At 66.4% G+C, this 18,380-nt stretch carries 19 protein-coding genes and 1 pseudogene; 17 read left to right on the forward strand and 3 right to left on the reverse strand.

Going from position 1 to position 18,380, the window contains the following annotated elements; all coding sequences use genetic code 11:
• The first annotated feature begins 24 nt into the window (after window positions 1-24).
• Window positions 25-486, forward strand: a complete 462-nt coding sequence (locus tag V9G04_06475) for a VOC family protein (GenBank protein ID MEI2712938.1) — start codon at window positions 25-27, stop codon at window positions 484-486.
• Window positions 487-493: 7 nt separating this feature from the next.
• On the opposite strand, the gene V9G04_06480 is transcribed toward V9G04_06475, so the two are convergent.
• Window positions 494-1,054, reverse strand: a complete 561-nt coding sequence (locus V9G04_06480) for a DUF1707 domain-containing protein (GenBank protein ID MEI2712939.1) — start codon at window positions 1,052-1,054, stop codon at window positions 494-496.
• 98 nt (window positions 1,055-1,152) lie between these two features.
• On the opposite strand from V9G04_06480, the gene V9G04_06485 reads away from it, so the two are divergent.
• A complete protein-coding gene (locus V9G04_06485) occupies window positions 1,153-1,704 on the forward strand; it encodes a hemerythrin domain-containing protein (protein ID MEI2712940.1) in 552 nt (183 codons plus the stop codon).
• Window positions 1,705-1,809: 105 nt separating this feature from the next.
• Entirely contained in the window at window positions 1,810-2,268 is a 459-nt protein-coding gene (locus tag V9G04_06490) for a DivIVA domain-containing protein (GenBank protein ID MEI2712941.1), read from the forward strand.
• Window positions 2,269-2,406: 138 nt separating this feature from the next.
• Here the strand turns inward: V9G04_06490 and V9G04_06495 are convergent, their stop codons facing one another.
• Complete coding sequence (locus tag V9G04_06495) at window positions 2,407-4,326, reverse strand: S8 family serine peptidase (GenBank protein MEI2712942.1); 1,920 nt, start codon at window positions 4,324-4,326, stop codon at window positions 2,407-2,409.
• A 255-nt stretch (window positions 4,327-4,581) separates the two neighbouring features.
• Window positions 4,582-5,244 carry an ion channel gene (locus tag V9G04_06500; protein MEI2712943.1) on the reverse strand — a complete coding sequence of 221 codons (663 nt, stop codon included), beginning with the start codon at window positions 5,242-5,244 and terminating at the stop codon, window positions 4,582-4,584.
• Between the two features lie 408 nt (window positions 5,245-5,652).
• Between V9G04_06500 and V9G04_06505 the strand changes: the two genes are divergently transcribed.
• The 14 genes and pseudogenes from V9G04_06505 to V9G04_06570 all read left to right on the forward strand — a co-directional run bounded on the left by V9G04_06505 (window position 5,653) and on the right by V9G04_06570 (window position 18,377).
• Window positions 5,653-6,375: an ABC transporter permease gene (locus V9G04_06505; protein ID MEI2712944.1), complete on the forward strand. Its 723-nt coding sequence runs from the start codon at window positions 5,653-5,655 to the stop codon at window positions 6,373-6,375.
• A gap of 34 nt (window positions 6,376-6,409) precedes the next feature.
• Window positions 6,410-7,238, forward strand: a pseudogene (locus tag V9G04_06510) (ABC transporter permease).
• Between the two features lie 4 nt (window positions 7,239-7,242).
• Window positions 7,243-8,523 carry an MCE family protein gene (locus V9G04_06515; GenBank protein MEI2712945.1) on the forward strand — a complete coding sequence of 427 codons (1,281 nt, stop codon included), beginning with the start codon at window positions 7,243-7,245 and terminating at the stop codon, window positions 8,521-8,523.
• Entirely contained in the window at window positions 8,520-9,593 is a 1,074-nt protein-coding gene (locus V9G04_06520; GenBank protein ID MEI2712946.1) for an MCE family protein, read from the forward strand. The genes V9G04_06515 and V9G04_06520 overlap by 4 nt, the downstream gene beginning before the upstream one ends.
• Window position 9,594: 1 nt before the next feature.
• Window positions 9,595-10,572 carry an MCE family protein gene (locus tag V9G04_06525; GenBank protein ID MEI2712947.1) on the forward strand — a complete coding sequence of 326 codons (978 nt, stop codon included), beginning with the start codon at window positions 9,595-9,597 and terminating at the stop codon, window positions 10,570-10,572.
• The gene (locus V9G04_06530; GenBank protein ID MEI2712948.1) at window positions 10,572-11,777 is read left to right on the forward strand and encodes an MCE family protein; all 1,206 of its coding nucleotides are present in this window, start codon (window positions 10,572-10,574) and stop codon (window positions 11,775-11,777) included. The genes V9G04_06525 and V9G04_06530 overlap by 1 nt, the downstream gene beginning before the upstream one ends.
• On the forward strand, window positions 11,774-13,093 hold the full coding sequence (locus tag V9G04_06535) for an MCE family protein (GenBank protein MEI2712949.1): 1,320 nt from the start codon (window positions 11,774-11,776) through the stop codon (window positions 13,091-13,093). The genes V9G04_06530 and V9G04_06535 overlap by 4 nt, the downstream gene beginning before the upstream one ends.
• Window positions 13,090-14,370 (forward strand): MlaD family protein, encoded by a 1,281-nt coding sequence (locus tag V9G04_06540; protein ID MEI2712950.1) that lies wholly within the window; start codon window positions 13,090-13,092, stop codon window positions 14,368-14,370. The genes V9G04_06535 and V9G04_06540 overlap by 4 nt, the downstream gene beginning before the upstream one ends.
• Window positions 14,367-14,966 (forward strand): hypothetical protein, encoded by a 600-nt coding sequence (locus V9G04_06545; protein ID MEI2712951.1) that lies wholly within the window; start codon window positions 14,367-14,369, stop codon window positions 14,964-14,966. Before V9G04_06540 ends, V9G04_06545 begins: the two co-directional genes overlap by 4 nt.
• A gap of 5 nt (window positions 14,967-14,971) precedes the next feature.
• Complete coding sequence (locus V9G04_06550) at window positions 14,972-15,691, forward strand: hypothetical protein (GenBank protein ID MEI2712952.1); 720 nt, start codon at window positions 14,972-14,974, stop codon at window positions 15,689-15,691.
• 119 nt (window positions 15,692-15,810) lie between these two features.
• Window positions 15,811-16,782 (forward strand): NAD(P)/FAD-dependent oxidoreductase, encoded by a 972-nt coding sequence (locus V9G04_06555; GenBank protein MEI2712953.1) that lies wholly within the window; start codon window positions 15,811-15,813, stop codon window positions 16,780-16,782.
• Between the two features lies 1 nt (window position 16,783).
• Window positions 16,784-17,272 carry a pyridoxamine 5'-phosphate oxidase family protein gene (locus tag V9G04_06560; GenBank protein MEI2712954.1) on the forward strand — a complete coding sequence of 163 codons (489 nt, stop codon included), beginning with the start codon at window positions 16,784-16,786 and terminating at the stop codon, window positions 17,270-17,272.
• The gene (locus tag V9G04_06565) at window positions 17,269-17,490 is read left to right on the forward strand and encodes a ferredoxin (GenBank protein MEI2712955.1); all 222 of its coding nucleotides are present in this window, start codon (window positions 17,269-17,271) and stop codon (window positions 17,488-17,490) included. Before V9G04_06560 ends, V9G04_06565 begins: the two co-directional genes overlap by 4 nt.
• Complete coding sequence (locus V9G04_06570; GenBank protein ID MEI2712956.1) at window positions 17,487-18,377, forward strand: 3-oxoacyl-ACP reductase; 891 nt, start codon at window positions 17,487-17,489, stop codon at window positions 18,375-18,377. Before V9G04_06565 ends, V9G04_06570 begins: the two co-directional genes overlap by 4 nt.
• The last annotated feature ends 3 nt before the right edge of the window (window positions 18,378-18,380 follow it).

Consider the following 18,380-nt stretch of genomic DNA (forward strand, 5'->3'; position numbering starts at 1 on the left):
CGAAGCAGGGAGAAGTCGATGTCTTTGGTGCCCACGATCCAGGTCACGTTCGACTGTGCCGAGCCCGAGTTGCTCGCGCGATTCTGGGCGCAGGCCCTCTCGTACGAGATCCCGGCCCCGCCCGGTGTGCTCCTCGGGCCCGAGGAGGACGTTTTTGTCGCCTGGCGAGAGTTCCTGGCTGCAGCAGGTGTCCCCGAGTCTGAATGGAGCCGCGCGGCAGCCGCCCAAGATCCCGAGGGTGTGGGTCCGCGGCTGTTCTTCCAGCGGGTGCCGGAAGGCAAGACTGTCAAGAATCGCCTGCACCTGGACGTACGCGCTGCGCCTGGACTGTCGGGTGACGAGCGGATGGCGGCACTGGAAGCCGAGTGCATCCGCCTCGTGGCGTGCGGCGCTACGCGGCTGGCGAGGCACGAACCTGCGATGCCGCTTAGCGGCGGCCACATCGTGATGGCCGACCCGGAGGGCAACGAGTTCTGTCTCGACTGAGGACGCGTCAATCTCGGTCGTCGTGCGCGCGTGCGTCCCAGTCGGCTCGTTCGAGTTCCTTTCGATGCTTCTTCTCCAACTTCTTCACCCGGTCGGCGATCTCGTCCTCGCGTCTCACGATCACCTTGGCGACGTTGAGCCCGGTCACCGCGATCACGATCAGTGGCCAGGGGAATCCTGGGTTGGAGAGGTCACCGCCGCTGAGGAACAGCCAGATGGCTACGCAGAGGACGCTCGTGGAGATCATGCTCCACACTGCTTCACGCCGGGCTCGGATGTAGTGCCGAACGGCTTCGGCATGCAGGTCGGTCGGGGCGGGCAACCCAGCCGCAGGCAGTGGGGTCGGGACGACCAGGTCGGCCACGATCGCGGGAAGCTCGCCGAGCGTCTTGGCCGACGTGACGGCGGTAGTGCGCTCTTCGAGTTCCAGTTGGTTGAGTCGCCCCTCGGCGTAGCTCTGCGTGAGAACCTCGAAGATCACTTCGCGATCGCGGTCGGCGGCACGCAGCCCGGCGTTCTCTGCGCGCCGCGGGTCGCGAGGGAAACGCCCCCAGAAGTCAGTGCTCACGAGAAGGAGACTAACCAGCGGCGGCGGCAGCCGAGAGCGGTCGGCTCATCTGTGCGGGTGAACCGTGGTTGCGCCATGAGCGGCTAGCGTCGTCGACCATGACCACTATCGATCTGGGCCGGCCCGAGCAGGGTGACGTCGTGGACTTGATCCTGGCGGACCACCGCCGCTTCGAGGCGCTGCTGCGGGACCTGCGCGACAGCACCTCGGACCGTGATGCCGTACGCCAGGCCTTCGCAGCGCTGCACGTGGCGCATGCGCTCGCCGAGGAGGAGATCGTCTATCCGAAGTTGCGGCGCAAGGACGCGATCACCGCTCACGAGGAAGAGCACGGCGAGGAGGAGCACGCGGAGGGCAACGAGGCACTGCTCGCGGTGCTGGAACTCAAGGGCACCGACACTCAGGCTTTCGACGACGCCGTGGAGGAACTGGCCAAGGTGGTCAACCATCACCTGACCGAGGAGGAACTCACGATCCTCAACCCGGCACGCGAAGAGGTCGGGGAGCAGGTGCGCGCCGATCTGGGAGCGGCGTTCGCCGCGCAACGCAATCGACTACTCGATGAGGACTGCGGCGCGATCGGCAACGTGCGTCGTATCGTCGCCGCAGCCCGCAAGGAGGGCAAACTCGACGACGAGGAGGAGGCGTGAGGTGGACGACCTGCTCGCCTCTCGCAGCCAAGACCCGGGGCCGTCGACGAGTCCTCTCGTCCGATCGTGGGTGGACTGCCCAAGATGCACCAGCCGGAGGGAAGCATGAACGATGACTCGACACAGGCACTGATCGCGGAGATCGAATCGTCGAGGTTCGCCTCCGTACGCATGCGGCAGGGCTACGACATGCTGGCCGTGGACGAGTTCCTCGATCGGTTGATCGCCGATCTCAAAGCGGGCCGAGACGTGGCCAAACCGTTGAGCGAGGCGCGCTTCCCCCTGACACGGGGAGAGAGTTATGACGTGGCGGCGGTCGACGAGTTCCTGGCAACGCTGCTCCAGCGCGCCGGCGCACCGCTTCGTGGTGACACCCCGAATGCCGGGTCGGATCGTGGGCCACGGCTTGGGTCGGGCGCGTCGCTGGAGGCGCATGGCGGCCCGGACAGCAGGCCCGTGGTGGAGAGCAGCCCAGTGGTGGAGAACAGCCCAGTGGTGGAGAAGCAGCGATCCCTCTGGGAGCGGCTCACCGGCAAGGGCAAGGACAGCGCCGGTTCGTGGTGACTGCCGAGGCGTCACAAAATCCGGACGAGGAGTCACAAAATCCGGACGAGGGGTCAAGAACTCACCAGAGTTCTTGACCCCTCGTCGTAGGTCACGCGGAAGACCCCATGAGAGGCCCCCGCGTGACAGCGACCCACGTCAGCGCGCGCGAATCTTGAACTTCTTGCGCGACGACTTGATCTTCTTGTTTCCGCTGTAGACGACCTTCATCTTGTGAACGCCCTTGCGCAGGCGAGGCATCTTGAAGGTGATCTTGCCCTTCTTCTTCGCCTTGAGCTTGATCGTCTTGACCTTGCGCTTGCCGTCGAAGATCTTGATCTTCCCGGTCGGCTTCTTCACCCCGACCACCTTGACGGTGATGCGCAGTTTCGGCCGAGCGCCGGCGCGGACAGTCTTGGGAGCCTTGACCTTCACCTTTGACGCCTTCTTCGGCGGCGGTGCCGGTGGTGCCTGGATGATCACCGGGGCAGAGGTCGCTCCGATTGGCGCGAACACGCCCCCGGCGACAGACACCCGCACGCTCACGGCCGCGCCACCCGTGCCCGGCGGCACGGTGAAGGCAGTGCCGTTCGCCACGGCGACGTTGTTGAGATACCAGGTGAAGACGTGTCCTTGGGCGGGGCCGATCCATCCGACGTCGGTGGCAGCAAGCACGCTTCCCGGCAACGGCGTACCGCTGATCGACGGCGCGCCGACCGGTGCGGGAATCTTGGTGGAGTCCACGATGCCCGTGCCGCACTGGTTGGTGTTGCAGGGGATGAAGTACGTCTTCCCGCTGGTGGGGAACCCGGTGACGGAGGCCTTGAGCGCGGCTTCCATCTGGTCTGGGTTGAACGGGCCGAGAGCCGCCAGGAGCGCGGCGACGCCCGCTGCGGCCGGCGTTGCCATGCTGGTGCCCTGCTTAAACGCGTACGTCGGCGCAGTCGGGGTGGTGGTGCCCTGGTCGACCGTGGACAAGATCGCTTGGGTGCTGCCCCACGAACTGTCTCCGCCGGGGGCGGACACGTCGGCTGGCGTGCCGAAGTTGGAGTACTCCGCGTGGTCGCCGTACGGAGTTGTCGAGTGCACTCCGATCACACCTGGGCAGTTGGCGGGGGTGTAATTCACGGCGTCGGCGCTGCTGTTGCCGAGCGCGACCACGATGCTGGCACCCACGCTGCGAGCGGCGTTGATGGCGTCGATGGTGGGTTGAGCGCACGTGCCCTGTCCACCCAAAGACAGGTTCAAGATCTTGGCCGGCGTGGGGTTGGGGGGCAGTCCCGGCACCGGCAATCCGGCGGCCCACATGATCCCAGCCGCGATGTCGGCGTCCGTGCCGCCACACCGTCCCAGGACTCGGATCGGCTGGATCTTGGCCTGGGGTGCCACGCCGACCACACCTTGGGCGTTGTTGCCGACCGCCGCGATAGTGCCGGCCACGTGGGAACCGTGCCAACTGCTGTCGCGGGCGGGCTGACCGGTATAGCACAAGCTCGATGTCGCCCAGTCGCCCGGATCGGACGGGTTCGCGTCGCGTCCGTCGCCGTCGTTGGCGCTCACGAAGGACGTTCCCGGGTTGGCCGAGATCATGTCGAAGCCAGACACCAGATTAGGTGCCAGGTCGGGGTGGTTCTCCCGGATGCCGGTGTCGAGGACAGCCACCACCACGCCACCGCCCTGAGTGGCGGGCCAAAGGGCGGGGGCCTTGGTGCCGTAGCCGCCGTTGGGCCACGGGGTGGACCCTGAGTTGACCACATCGAGGTTCTCTGCGGTGCGGGTGTCCCAGATGTTGTGCAGGTTGGTCCAGTACGCGTCGTTGACGGGAACCGGCCAGGCAGTGTCCGCTGCGTACCGCACGGTGTTCGGGACCGCCCACGCCACGCCGGGCTCTGCGCTCAAGTCGTCGGCGATGCGTTGGGCTTGGGCCTGAGGAACCATCTCCGCGCCGGCATAGGCCCTGGTGCGCCGGGCAACGGCGACGCCTGCTGACTCCGGGGCGTCGAGTGCCTGGGCGACCTCGGAACGAACTGCTCCGAGGTCCGCGCCGGACCTGGTCTTGACGATGACTCCCGCCGCCATTGCGGGCGGCGCCGGCGGCAGCCCTGACGTATCACCGAAATCTCGGCGAGGATCAATCTTGGAATCTGCTGCCGACTGTGGTCCGGCACCAAGTGCTTGAGTGGTTCCCAGCACCGCGAGTGACAGGCTCACTGCGGCGATGAGAACTGGTTTGCGTGCGCGCATAGATACTCCCCGTGATGGACCTGCCCGTTCGGTAGGTGCGCACCAGGCTAGCGGCCGGGCTCACCGTACACATACGCAAAAAGTAGTGACTTAGTTCCTGCGCGCAGGTTTCATGGTCAACCCCACGATCCGCGCGATGACCAGGGCGATATAGAAGACCCCGACGAACTCCTCCACCATCACCAGCGAGCGCGCATGAGCCTGCACTGGCGCGATGTCGGAGAGCCCGGTGTTGGTCATCGTCGTGAACGACAAGAACAGCAACTCGAACCAACTCTGCGCGTCGCCCGACGTGCTGTCGAAACTGCCGGGCCACAGCACCTGCACGGCCGCGAAGATGTACGCGAACGCCCACGCCACCACGGTGAAGGCCGCTGCGGTCGCGAAGAGTTCGTCGCGGGTGACGATGTCGTCGTGGAAGAGGTAGCGCAGCATCGCGTACGACACATAGAGGTAGAACGGTCCGTGCAGAGAAGCTGAGACGAGCACGATCCAGTCGTCGTGTGGGTTGAAGGCTTCGAGCAGGGTGAAGACCATGGCGGGAACGCCCAGCACGACCACGAACCAACTGACCGCGGGCGTACGGCGTACGGCATAGACCGCGAGGGCGACAGCGGTCATCTGCAGGACGCCCATCGTCGCGCGCCCTGCGGTGGAATGGTCCAGGAACGGCCAGCCCAGCACGCAGATGAGTTGGACGCACAGCAGCATCGCGGAAGGGTGCTCGGTGATCGTGCGCAACCGCTGCGACATCCGTGCCTCCTTCGGGTCTGGCCAAGGGCAAGCCCGGCCGTTGGGGAGTCTGGCACACCGAGGCCACCTGCGCGTGTCCGTCGACTCAGTGAGCCGTGGTGTGGTTTCGAGACGCGCCTGCGGCGCTCCTCAACCACCGGTGGGCGGCCTGTGCTGGGCGTGGGTTTCTCGGGTGGTTTCGTGACGCGCCTGGGGCGCTCCTCAACCACCGGTGGGCGGCCTGTGCTGGGCGTGGGTTTCTCGGGTGGTTTCGAGACGCGCCTGGGGCGCTCCTCAACCACCGGTGGGGAGGGCCGTGACCTCGTGCGGGCTGGCTCGTTCTTCCACCAAACCCGTCAGGTCAAGGGGAGGTGACCGGTGAGTTTCTCACCCACATCCGTCGTGCGCGGGCCAGGAGAGCTGGCCGCGATGGTGATCGACGTGACCAAGCGGCTCTTCACGACGCCGTTCCAGGTCAGGGAGTTCATCGAGCAGGCCTGGTTCATCACCAGCGTCACCCTGCTTCCCACGATCTTGGTCTCCATTCCCTTCGGTGCGGTCATCTCACTTCAGGTAGGCAACCTGACCGGGCAGCTCGGCGCTCAGAGCTTCGCGGGTGCTTCCGCGGTGCTGGCAGTCGTACGAGAAGCCGCGCCCATGGCGGCGGCCATGATCATCGCGGGTGCGGCCGGATCGGCGATCTGCTCGGACCTCGGTGCGCGCAAGATCCGCGAGGAGATCGATGCCATGGAGGTCCTGGGGGTCGACCCGCTGGCCCGCCTGGTCGCCCCGCGAGTGGCGGCCTGCGTCTTCGTGGCCGTCATGATCGCCGGCATCGTGATCACTGCGGGGATCGGCGGTGGCTACTTCTTCACCGTCATTGTCCAGGGCGGCTCCGCAGGCGCCTTCTTGTCGTCCTTCACTTCCCTGGCGAGCCTTCCCGACCTCTATGTCGCGATCGTGAAGTCAGCAGTCTTCGGCTACCTGGCCGCCATCGTGGGCGCGTACAAGGGTCTGCGCGCCGGGGGCGGTCCGAGCGGCGTGGGTCGTGCGGTGAACGAGAGCGTGATCGCGGCCTTCATGTTGCTCTTCTTCCTGAACGCGATCATCACGGCCGTCTACTTCCAGCTCGTTCCCCAGGCAGGGGTGTGACGTGTCGACCAGCGAACAACTCGGTGGGATCCGCCTGCTCGACCTCGCCGCGGCGTACGTCCAAGAGCGCAAGGCCAGCCTGGAGGAGCGCGGGGACCGGCTGCTGTTCTATGTCACGGCGCTCGCCTGGACGCCACGGGCCATCCGGCGCTATCGCCGCGAGATCGCCTCGATCCTGGCCGAGGTCGCCTTCGGGGTCGGGGGACTGTCGGTCATCGCCGGCACCGTCGGCGTGATCGCGTTCATGGCCTTCTTCGCCGGCACCGAGGTCGGCATCCAGGGGTACGCCTCGCTGAGCCAGATCGGCGTCGCGAAGTTCACCGCGTTCATCTCCGCCTACTTCAACCCGCGAGGTCGCGCCGTTGGTCTCGGCGATCGCGCTCGCGGCCACGGTCGGGTGCGGCTACACAGCTCGGCTTGGCGCGATGCGGATCAGCGAGGAGATCGACGCGCTCGAGGTGATGGGGATCCCGTCGCTGCCGTTCCTGGTCACCACCCGGATGATCGCCGCGTTCATCGCCGTGATTCCGCTCTACATCGTCGCGCTGTGCGCCTCCTACCTCTCGCCGAGGTTGATCACCACGATGATCTATTCGCAAAGCGCGGGCACTTATGACCACTACTTCCTGCAGTTCCTGCCGCCGATCGACATCCTCTGGTCGTTCGTGAAGCTGATCGTGCTCGCCGTGGCCGTCATCTTGATCCACTGCTACTACGGCTACACCGCATCCGGTGGGCCGGCGGGCGTCGGCATGGCCGTCGGTCGGGCGATTCGTTCGTCGATCGTGACGGTCGTGGTCGCGGACTTCTTCCTCAGCTTCGCGATCTGGGGCTCCACCACGACCGTCCGGATCACGGGGTGACCTGATGTTGTTGCACGTGCGTCACGACACTCCTGCCGAGCACCGTCGGTTGCTGCTGTGTGGGGTCGTCTTCATGCTGACGGTCGCGATGATGGTCGGCCTGGCGGTCGCGATCTACGGCAAGGCGTTCGAGCGTTCGGTCGACATCGTCTTGAAGGCCCAACGCGCCGGACTGCAACTGCCCAAGAACGGCGACGTACGCCTGCACGGCGTGCTGATCGGGCGGGTCAAGGACATCGCCCAAGACGGCAAACAGGCCTCGATCACGCTGGCCTTGCAGCCCTCGGCAGCGCGGCAGGTGCCCGCGAACGTCTCGGCCGAGATCTTGCCGACGACCTTGTTCGGACAGAAGTTCGTCGCGCTCGTGCCGCCCGCCAACGCCGGTGAGCCGATCCGATCCGGCGCGGTCATCCCGGCCACACGCGTGCGTACGAACGTCGAACTCAACCGGATCCTGGCCAACCTCTTCCCGCTCCTGCGTGCGGTCCGGCCGGCAGACCTCAGCACCACGTTGACCGCCCTCGCGACCGCCTTGTCAGGACGCGGCGAGGAGATCGGCGAACTGATGGGTGACTTCGACGGGTTCCTGACCCGGTTCAACACCAAACTGCCGACCCTGCGCGAGAATATGAGGCTGCTCGCGGACGTGGCCCGGACCTATCAGGTCGCCACCCCGGACCTGATCCGGCTGTTGCGCTCCTCAACCAAGACGATGCGCACTCTCAAGGAGAAGGACACGGAGTTCCAGACGCTGCTCGCCGACGTGACGGGCTTGTCCGTGGTCACCACCCGCGTACTCAAGCGCAACGGCGACAGCATGATCCGGCTCGGTGAGTTGTCGCGGCCGCTGCTGCGACTGCTGGCTGCGTACAGCCCCGAATATCCGTGCCTGCTCCAGGGACTCGACCGCTACACCGGGCGCCTGAGCCAGATCTTCCAGGGACGCCGGGTCCGACAGAAGCTCAACATCGAGATCGAGCAACGCAAGCCGTATACGGCCGCAGACAAGCCTGTCTATGGCGCGGTGGGCCATGGCCCCTGGTGCCTCGGGCTGCCCAACAACACCCCGATCCCGTTCCCGAGCATCAACCTGGCCGACGGCTATCAGGATGGGGTGGGCGCAGGTGGAGGCGCTGCCTCCAGCGGCTTCGCGGGCTCACCGATGGAGCAGAAGTTCATCGGCACGCTGCTCGGTGGTGAGCAGGGTCGCGACGCCGCGTCGTACGGCGCGTTCTCCTCGTTGCTTGCCGGTCCGCAGCTGCGCGGAACGCGGGTGTCGCGATGAGCGCCACGTCCCAGCGCAGCACCCAGACAGCCGTTGCGGCGGTGAAGCTCGCCATCTTCACCGTGGTGTCGATCCTGGTCACCGGCCTGCTGACGGTGATCATGGGCAACTTCTCGTTCGGTGCCCACCGCACGTACGCCGCCGTCTTCACCAACGCCAGCCTGTTGCAGAAGGGGGACGACGTCCGGATCGCCGGCATCCCCGTGGGCGAGGTGAAGGAGGTCGAACTTCGCGAAGGCGGCGGCGCGAAGGTCACCTTCAAGGCCGAGGCCGACGTGCCGCTCACCACGGCCAGCCGCGCCGAGATCCGCTACCTCAACATCGTCGGCGACCGCTATCTGGCCCTCGTGGAAGGCCCCGACGGGGCCGAACGCCTCAAGGATGGTGCCACTTTCCCGACCTCGCGTACGACACCTGCGCTCAACCTCACCGAGCTCTACAACGGCTTCCAGCCGCTCTTTGCCGCCCTGGAGCCCACCCAGGTCAACGAGCTGTCGATGAACATCCTCAAGGTGCTCCAGGGCGAGGGCGGCACCATCGAGAGTCTGCTGTCGCGGACCGCTTCCCTTACCCACGCGCTGGCCGATCGGGACGCGCTCATCGGTGACGTGATCGACAACCTCACCAAGATGCTCGGCACGGTCAACGATCGGCGCACGCAACTCACCGAACTCGTCGTGGGCCTGGACGAGTGGATGGGCAATCTGGCCAAGGACCGTCTCGCCATCGGACGCTCGATCGGCAACATCAGTGCGCTCACCAAGAGCGTGGCCGGCCTGCTGACGCAGGCGCGACCGCTGCTCAAGCGCGACGTCAAGCAGTTGCGCACGCTGATGAACACGCTGGCCGAACCCGAGCACAAGAACACGCTCCAGGAGTTGCTGGTCCGCCTCCCCGAGGCGATCACAGACCAGACCCGGATCGGGACGTACGGCAGTTGGTACAACTACTACCTCTGCGACTTCCAGGGCGCGATCACGCTGCCGAAGTTGCCCGGCGTCGACATCGGCAGTCTCCAGAAGCAACTCGACGACCTGTCGTTCCACTCCACCGCGGCGAGGTGTGACTGAGATGTCTCGTGGTCGCAGTGATTCCTCGGTGTTTCGCCTCGGTGTGATCACCTTGTCGTTGCTCGCGGTGTTGATGATCGCGTCCTTCAACCTGCAGAAGTTCCCCGGATTCCGCGGCAGCGAGTTCCATGCGGAGTTCGCGGACGCCTCGGGTCTGCGCAAAGGCCAGATGGTGCAGATCTCCGGCATCCGGGTCGGTCGCATCTCCAAGCTCAACCTGCAGCAGGACCGGGTCGTCGTCGACTTCGAACTCGATCCCGGAGTCAAGATCGGTCAGGATTCCGAAGCGTCGGTCGAGGTATTGAACCTCCTGGGCGAGAAGTTCCTCGACATCACACCCGAGGGTGCGCCGATGGCCGCCGGCGGCACCATCGAGCTGGCCAACACCCAAGCCGGCTATGACATCGTCTCGGTGCTGGGCGACCTCACCCACACGACCGAGGGGATCGACTCTGATCGGCTCGGTCAGGCTCTCTCCACGGTCGCCGACACGCTCAATGCTGCCGGCCCGGAGATCAAGAACAGCCTGACCGGCTTGTCCCGGCTCTCGCGCACCATTGCCAGCCGCGACCAGAAGTTGGGGGAGTTGCTGACCGAGGCGCGGGCCGTGACGGACCTGTTGGCCGAACGGCGCGGGGATCTGGTGTCGTTGATGAAACGCAGCCGCAGGATCTTCGCCGAGTTGCAGCGTCGTCGCGACGACATCCACCTGCTCCTGGTCAACACCCGCCAGCTCGCGACGCAGTTGACCGGACTGGTGGCCGACAACAAGCGGGGCCTCGGTCCGGCGTTGAAGGACCTGCGCGATGTCACCAAGCTGCTCAAGGACCAGCGCGACAACATCGATGCCACTGCGGCAGCGATGGGCCCGTACGTCGACATCCTGATCAACATCATCGGCACCGGCCCCTGGTTCGACGGCTACGTGCCCAACCTCGGTGGCATCGGCACCGGTGAATTCGTCCCGGGGAGGCGCTGATGACGGACTCGAAATTGGCCCCGAAACTGACCGGGTTTCTCGACTCACTGAGGTCGAAGAAGTACGCCGCGCTTGCGCTCGTCCTCGCGCTCGTTGCGGTGACGCTGTTGTCGCTGGGTCGCGAGTCGGGCACGCGTACGGTCACCGCGCACTTCTCGCGAGCCGTCAGCATCTATGAAGGCAGCGAGGTGCGGATCCTGGGGGTCAACGTCGGCAAGGTGACCGCCGTAATCCCCGAGGGGCGCTCGGTGCGTGTGGTGATGGAGTACGACGACGAGTATCGGGTGCCTGACGACGCGAAGGCCGTCATCATCACGCCGACGCTCGTTGCCGACCGGTTCATCCAACTCGCCCCCGTCTTCGCCAAGGGCGACGACCTGATGGCCGACGGTGCCGAGATCCCGCTGGAGGCGACGGGTACCCCGATCGAACTCGACCGGATCTATGCCAGCCTCCAAGACGTTTCGAGCGCGCTCGGCCCCAACGGCGCCAACAAGGACGGCTCGCTCAACGCGGTGCTGAGGGCGGGAGCTCGTACGCTCGACGGCAACGGCAAGACCGCCAACCAGATGATCCTCGACATGGCCGACGCCGCGGAGGTGTTCGACCAGCACAGCGGCGATCTCTTCCAGACCGTGGAGAACCTCGACGCCGTCACCAGCACCCTGGCCAAGAACGACCGGGTGGTCGACGACTTCCTCAAGGAACTCTCCGGGGCGGCCGGCCTGCTCGCCGGGGAACGAAAGAACCTCGACGCAGTGCTGCGAGCACTTGCCCGCGCGCTGGGAGCAGTACGCGGGTTCGTCAAGGAGCACCGCGGGGACATCACCGCCGAGATCCGCGACCTGACCGACGTCCTCGACGTGCTGGTCAAGAACAAGGACTCGCTCGCCACGACCCTGGAGAAGGGGCCGCTGGGCGCCAACAACCTCGCGATCGGCTTCGACCCCAAGTCGGGTTCGATGGGTTCTCGTGTCCAGCTCGGCCCCAACATCGCCGACGCCGACCAACTGCTGTGCGCGATCGTGCAGAATGCCGGCATCCCGGCCGCCGACCTCGCCTGCAAGATCTTCGAGGACACCCTCGAACCGCTCGGCCTCGACCTGCCGCAGGACGGCGGTGGGCCTCCTCTCCCGGACGGCACGATGCCCGGCTCGCAGCGACCTGCCCAGGACCTCACCCAACTCTTGGGAGGCACCCCATGACCGTGCTGCGACGTCTGACCGCGTCCCTCGCTGCTGTGGCGATGACGTTGGGCCTGAGTGCCTGCGACTTCGACGGCGCGTACGACCTGCCGCTGCCCGGCAGTCCGGTCGACCACGACGACACCTTCGAGATCACCGCCGATTTCCGAGACGTACTCAACGTGGTGCCGCGCTCTCCCGTGCAGGTCAGCGACGTCACGGTCGGTGAGGTGACCGAGGTGGAACGGGTGGGGTGGCACGCCAAGGTCACGATGGTGGTGCGCAAGGACGTACGCCTGCCGGACAACACCGTTGCCGCGATTCGTCAGACGTCGTTGCTCGGGGAGAAGTACGTCGACCTCTCGGCACCAGCAGCCGGAGCGACCGGACGGTTGGGCGAAGGTGACGCACTGCCGCTCTCTGCCACGGGTCGCAACCCGGAGGTCGAGGAGGTCCTGGGTGCGCTTTCGTTCCTGCTCAGCGGAGGGGGACTCGGTCAGATCAAGACGATCTCGACCGAGCTCAACAAGGTGATGACCGGGCGGACCGACCGGCTGCGTCATCTGCTCGGCGAGCTGGACACCCTCGTCGGCACGCTCGATGGCCAGAAGGACGACATCATCGCGGCGATGGAGGCGATCAACTCCCTCACCAGATCGCTGAACAAGGAGAAGCGCACCATCCAGGCAGCCCTCGACGCGACCGGCCCCGCGCTCAAAGTGCTCAACAAGCAGCACCGGCAACTGATGAGGATGCTCGGTGAGCTCGACAAACTCGGCCGGGTCGGCACCCGCGTCATCAACGCGACACAGCAGTCGATCGTGGACGACCTGGCGTACCTCGAACCGATCTTGACCAAACTCAACGAGGCAGGTGACTCGCTGCCGCGTGGCCTGTCTCTGCTGATCAGCTTTCCCTTCCCGCAGGAGGCGGCCGACATCGCGATGGGCGACTACGCCAATACCGCGTTCGCCCTCAAGGTCGACCTCTCGACGATGCTGCCGGTGCCGACCCTGCCGTTGCCCACCGTGACCCTGCCGTCGCTGCCGACGCTGATTCCCACGCTGCCCACACCCACCCTCTCGCTGCCCACGATCCTGCCTTCGCTGCCGACCACACTGCCGAGTCTGCCGACATCGCTTCCCTCTGGTTTGCCTTCTGGATTGCCGACGGCACTGCCCACGCTGCTGCGGCAGCCGGGCGATGGTGGTGCGCCGTCCCGGCCGTTGCGGCGCTACGGCTCGGCGGCCGGATATGACGGCCTCGCCGATCATCTGCAGTCCTCTCGCGACGGCGGGCTGCTGGCCGCCGGCTTGGGTCAGGAGCCGACGCGATGACCCGGGGCGTACGCATCCGGCTGATCGCCTTCGCCGTGCTCGCCGCCGTCGGCGTGGTCTACGTCAGTTCGGCATATCTAGGCCTGATCGACAAGTTGCTCGGCCGCGGGCTGGCTGTCTACGCCACGCTGCCCACATCCGGCGGCCTCTTCGTCGGCAGCGAGGTCACCTACCGCGGGGTCAAGGTCGGCAAGGTCGGCGCGATGACGGTCCGCAAGGACGGCCTGCGCGCGCGGCTGGACCTGGCAGAAGGCACCAAGGTCCCGCGCGACTCCGAGATCTTCGTGCACAACCTCTCTGCGGTGGGGGAGCAGTACCTCGACATCGAGCCGCACAGTGCCGAGCCGCCGTACCTCAAGGCAGGCCAGACACTGCACGGCTCTCAGGCGAGCCTGCCCGTCGATGAAGCCGAGCTTTTGGTGGATCTCGACGAGTTCGTCAACTCGGTCGACAAGGCGAGCCTGCGCACGGTCGTACGCGAGGCAGGCACCATGTTTCGCGGCACCTCTCGTCCGCTCTCACGACTCGTGGATTCCGCAGACGGAGTGTTGCGCACGGCGATAGACCACGAGGAGGCCATGTACCGCCTGCTCGACAACGGCCAGACCGTGCTGCGTACGCAGAAACGCAACGCCGCGAACATCCGCACCTTCGCTCGCGACCTCGCCGCCCTCACCGGCACGTTGGAACGACGCGACCCCCAGCTGCGCACGATCCTCGAAGGCGGATCGTCCTCGGCTCGCGAGGTCGAGAAGTTGCTTACCGGGCTCGAACCCACCTTGCCGGTGTTCTTGGGCGATCTGGTCACGCTGAACCAGATCGTGACCGTACGCCTGCCCGCCGTCGAGCAACTGCTCGTCACCTTCCCGGTCCTGGTGTCGTCGGGCTTCGTGGGCACGCCGGGTGACGGGTACGGCCACGTGGGACTGCAGTTCGACCAGTCACCCGCCTGCCGTGACGGATACCTGCCCGCGAGCCAGTGGCGACGCCCCAACGACCTGACGGACTCCGACGCGTTCGCGGCGAAATGCAACTCCGGGCCGCCGTTGAACATGCGCGGCACGAAATACGCGCCGTCCTTCGCCGAAAGTCCGGCTCGGGTGGCGCCGTACGACCCGGCGACCGGTCGGGTGCTCGACGGCAAGTCGGGCCGTAACCGAACCCCGGACGTGGGCGTTGGTAAGGCAGGCGAACTAACCAGCCTCTTCGGCACCGAATCCTGGCAATGGATGTTGGTAGGACCGGTGTCGGGGGCGTTCCCGGAGGAGGGCCGATGAACGAATCGCCAACACCCCACGAGTCGAGGGCACAGACCCCCGTCAGCACCCGTTGGACCTACGCCACCGCCGTACTCGGACTCATGGCCGCGCTGCTGGCAGGCGCCTTGGCGTTGGTCACGGTCGAAGCCGCGGCCACGTCCGGCACCAGCACCGCTGGCGACCTGCTGCGACGGGCGGTGACCGATTTCGGTGCGGTCGACGTCAACGCAGAGTCGACCGAGCAGCGTGAGATCTCGCAGGCGGCCGCGAAGGTCACCGAAGCATTCCTGGCCGTGGACTACCGCGACATGGAGCCGAGACTCGATGCCGTGCGCAAACTGGCCACCGGTGAGTTCAAGGATCAGTACGACAGCAATGCCGAGCAGATCGTCGAACAGGTGACGCGGAACAAGTCGATCTCCGAGGGCAAGGTCGAGGCGCTCGGCGTCGGCGAGGTTGATGGTGACTCCGCACAGGTCTTCGTCGCGGCGAACTCCGCCGTACGCAACGTCGCCACCGAGGGCACGTCGCAGCCGCGCTACTACCGGTTGCAACTGACGATGCAGAAGGTCGACGGGCACTGGCTCGCCGCCGGCGTGGATTTCGTGGGCTGATCGCGATGACGAAGATCTCGACGAAGGTCCCGACCGGGGTTGCGGGGACGGTGAAGTTGCGCTTCGGGGGTGAGCCGCACGAGCCTGTGGAGTCAGACGAGCCCACGCCGACTCCCGATGCCGAAGAGTCTGTGGAGCCCGAGGGACGCCGCTCCGGCTGGCGCCGCAGTCGTACGGCCGTCGCCGTGCTCGCGCTGATCGCCTTGGTGCTCGGGGCCTTGACCTTGCGCGTACATCATCTCGCGGGCGAGGATCAACGTGCAGTAGCCCGGATCTCCTCTCTGACGCCGCACGGCGAAGACCGTGCGGGTGTCGCGGCCAGCGAGATGCGTGGTGCCGTCGTGTCCTCGGACGCCGCTCGCCGTGCCGGGCTGCTGGCGGCGACCGGCGCGGTGGAGAAGGTGCTCAGTTATGACGCCAAGACGCTGGACGACAACCTCGCGTCGGCACGCGAGGTGCTGACCGGGGAGATGCTGGAACAGTACGACACCACGATGGCCTCGATCCGGGACAAGACGCTGTCTCGGCAGACCTCCGTGGAGGCCGTCGTGGTCGCCTCGTCGGTGATCGTGGCGACCGACGAGCACATCAAAGCCTTGCTCTTCGTCAACCAGACCACCGACGACGCGAAGGCCCGGCGTCCGCGCGTGGATCTCAATCGTGTGGTCGTGACGCTGCGTCGCGGCGCGGGCGATTGGAAGGTCACGCGGCTGACGGCCCTGTGACCTGTGCGTGTGAGGCGAGTCCCATCCGAAGGGCTAGACTCAAAATAGAACGTGTTCTAACTTTGGGTGTCTAGCCGGGAATCGTTGCTCTGGCCCGGAGAGGGAGGAAGGATCGCGGCGTGAGCGCACACGAAACCGACCTCCTGATCATCGGCGCCGGCCCTACGGGACTGTTCGCGGCCTACTACGCCGGATTCCGCGGCCTGAGCGTGGCGGTGGTGGATTCGCTGCCCGAATTGGGCGGCCAGATCACCGCGATGTATCCCGAGAAGGCCATTCTCGACGTGGCCGGGTTTCCCCATGTCAAGGGACGGGACCTGGTCGCGGGCCTCGTTGCGCAGGCCGAGACGGCCGGGGCGACGTACTTCCTGGAGCGCACCGCCGCGACGCTTGTCGAGGACGGCGACGTGGTCGAGGTGGGTCTCGACGACGGTACGTCGATTCGGGCCAAGACGGTGATCATCACCGCAGGCATCGGCAAGTTCAGCCCGCGCCCGCTTCCTGCCGGGGAGGGCTGGCTGGGCCGCGGCATGGAGTTCTTCGTGCCGACCTTCGAGCCGTACGCCGGCAAGGACGTCGTGATCGTGGGCGGTGGTGACAGCGCCTTCGACTGGGCCGAGCACCTGGAACCGATCGCGTCCTCGGTGACGCTGGTGCACCGCAGAGACGCCTTCCGCGCCCACCAGCGTACGGTCGACAAAGTGCGCGCCTCGCGCGTGGAGATCGTCACCAAAGCCCAGGTCACCCGATTGCTCGGCACCGATCAGGTGGAGGCCGTCGAGATCACCGTCGACGGTGCCGAGCCGGTGCAACGCCCTGCCCAGGCAGTGGTCGCGGCTCTGGGATTCGTGGCCGATCTGGGGCCGATCCAGTCCTGGGGGCTGGAGACGGAGAAGAGGCACATCGTGGTCGACTCGTCCATGCGTACGAACCTCGCGCGCGTCTTCGCTGCCGGTGACATCACCGACTACCCCGGCAAGGTGCGGCTGATCGCGGTCGGCTTCGGCGAGGCGGCTACCGCTGTCAACAACGCTGCGGTCGTGATCGACCCGAGCGCCCATGTGTTCCCCGGCCACTCGAGCGAGGGCTGAGATGACCAGCGGACGCGCCGCCGTCGCGATGAGCGACCAGGAGACCCTCGACTTCCTGCGCTCCCAGCGCAAGGTGCAGGTCGCGAGCAACGGTCATGACGGCATCCCGCACCTGACCACGCTGTTCTATGTCGTGGACGACGCCGGACGGATCATGTTCTGGACCTACGGCCGCTCGCAGAAGATCAAGAACCTCGAACGCGACGACCGCATCTCGGCTCTGGTGGAGGGCGGAGACGACTACTTCGAGTTGCGTGGCGTCAGCATTCGCGGCCGCGCCGAGGTCGTCACGGACCCGCAACGGATCTTCGAGATCGGATCGGCCGTCGCCACCCGGATGGTCGACGCAGAAACTTTCGAGGACCTCGGCGATCTGGGCCGGACCGAAGTCGAGCGCCAGGCGCGCAAACGCGTCGCCGTCGTCATCAACCCCGAGCGGGTCGCCACCTGGGACCACGCGAAGATGCTCAACACTGGAGGAACATCATGAAGATCAAGGTCGATTTCGACCTGTGCGAGGCCAACGCCCTGTGCCAGGCCAACGCTCCCGCCTACTTCGAGGTGGACGACGACGACTACCTGCACGTCTTGAACGAGGACGTCGCCGAAGCCGATCTTCCGGCCGTACGACGGGCGGTCGCCGCGTGCCCGCGCTCTGCGATCTCGCTGGTCGACGACGCTGCGGGTGCGGCGGAGGACGACGCGTGACCCTGGACGGCAAAGTCGCGATCGTGACCGGAGCCGGAGCCGGTCTCGGGCGCGCCGAAGCGCTCGCCTTGGCCGCTCAGGGCGCGCAGGTGGTGATCAACGACGTCTCGAACGAACTGGCCGAGTCCGTCGTCGCCGAGATCGTCGCCGGCGGGGGCACCGCGGTGACCGCGTGTGGAGATGTCGGGGAGCGGGCCACCGCGGACGCCATGATGGCGGCTGCTCTCGACCTCGGCGGTCTCGATGTGGTGGTCAACAACGCCGGGGTTACGCGCGACAAGATGCTGTTCAACATGACGGACGAGGAGTTCGACCTCGTCACCCGGATCCACCTGCGCGGACACTTCCTGCTGACCCGCAGCGCGGCCGGTTATTGGCGAGACCGTGCCAAGCAGACTGGTGCTCCGGTCGAGGCCGCAGTGGTCAACACCGCGTCGGAAGCAGCCCTCTTCGGTCCGCCCGGACAGGCCAACTACGGCGCGGCCAAGGCTGGGATCATCGCCTTGACACTGTCGACGGCGCGGGCCTTGGGACGTTCGGGCGTACGCGCCAATGCGATCGCTCCGCGCGCCCGCACGGCGATGACGGCCGACGTCTTCGGCGAGGACACCTCCGGCAAGTCGATCGATCCGTACTCACCCGACCATGTGGCGCCGCTGGTCGCCTACCTTGCCTCCCCGGCCGCCGCGAGGATCACCGGCCAGGTGTTCGTGGTCTATGGCGGCATGGTGGCACTGCTGGCGCCGCCGGTGGTCGAGCAGCGTTTCGACACCTCGGCCGAGGTCTGGTCGCCCGCCGACCTGGACGCACAACTGGGCGGCTTCTTCGCCGACCGGGACCCAGCGCGGGGCTTCTCCGCCGATTCGCTGGCGTCCCTCACCATCTGACTA

Origin of the sequence: Nocardioides sp. (assembly GCA_037045645.1) — a bacterium.
Taxonomy (GTDB): domain Bacteria; phylum Actinomycetota; class Actinomycetes; order Propionibacteriales; family Nocardioidaceae; genus Nocardioides.

Bases quoted from the DNA above. Each gene is read 5' to 3' on its own strand.
- V9G04_06530 (MEI2712948.1), top strand. From the start codon at position 10,572: ATGACGGACTCGAAATTGGCCCCGAAACTGACCGGGTTTCTCGACTCA.
- V9G04_06500 (MEI2712943.1), bottom strand. From the start codon at position 5,244: ATGTCGCAGCGGTTGCGCACGATCACCGAGCACCCTTCCGCGATGCTG.
- V9G04_06495 (MEI2712942.1), bottom strand. From the start codon at position 4,326: ATGGCGGCGGGAGTCATCGTCAAGACCAGGTCCGGCGCGGACCTCGGA.
- V9G04_06490 (MEI2712941.1), top strand. From the start codon at position 1,810: ATGAACGATGACTCGACACAGGCACTGATCGCGGAGATCGAATCGTCG.
- V9G04_06535 (MEI2712949.1), top strand. From the start codon at position 11,774: ATGACCGTGCTGCGACGTCTGACCGCGTCCCTCGCTGCTGTGGCGATG.
- V9G04_06520 (MEI2712946.1), top strand. From the start codon at position 8,520: ATGAGCGCCACGTCCCAGCGCAGCACCCAGACAGCCGTTGCGGCGGTG.
- V9G04_06485 (MEI2712940.1), top strand. From the start codon at position 1,153: ATGACCACTATCGATCTGGGCCGGCCCGAGCAGGGTGACGTCGTGGAC.
- V9G04_06505 (MEI2712944.1), top strand. From the start codon at position 5,653: ATGGTGATCGACGTGACCAAGCGGCTCTTCACGACGCCGTTCCAGGTC.
- V9G04_06545 (MEI2712951.1), top strand. From the start codon at position 14,367: ATGAACGAATCGCCAACACCCCACGAGTCGAGGGCACAGACCCCCGTC.
- V9G04_06540 (MEI2712950.1), top strand. From the start codon at position 13,090: ATGACCCGGGGCGTACGCATCCGGCTGATCGCCTTCGCCGTGCTCGCC.
- V9G04_06560 (MEI2712954.1), top strand. From the start codon at position 16,784: ATGACCAGCGGACGCGCCGCCGTCGCGATGAGCGACCAGGAGACCCTC.
- V9G04_06515 (MEI2712945.1), top strand. From the start codon at position 7,243: ATGTTGTTGCACGTGCGTCACGACACTCCTGCCGAGCACCGTCGGTTG.
- V9G04_06565 (MEI2712955.1), top strand. From the start codon at position 17,269: ATGAAGATCAAGGTCGATTTCGACCTGTGCGAGGCCAACGCCCTGTGC.
- V9G04_06525 (MEI2712947.1), top strand. From the start codon at position 9,595: ATGTCTCGTGGTCGCAGTGATTCCTCGGTGTTTCGCCTCGGTGTGATC.
- V9G04_06550 (MEI2712952.1), top strand. From the start codon at position 14,972: ATGACGAAGATCTCGACGAAGGTCCCGACCGGGGTTGCGGGGACGGTG.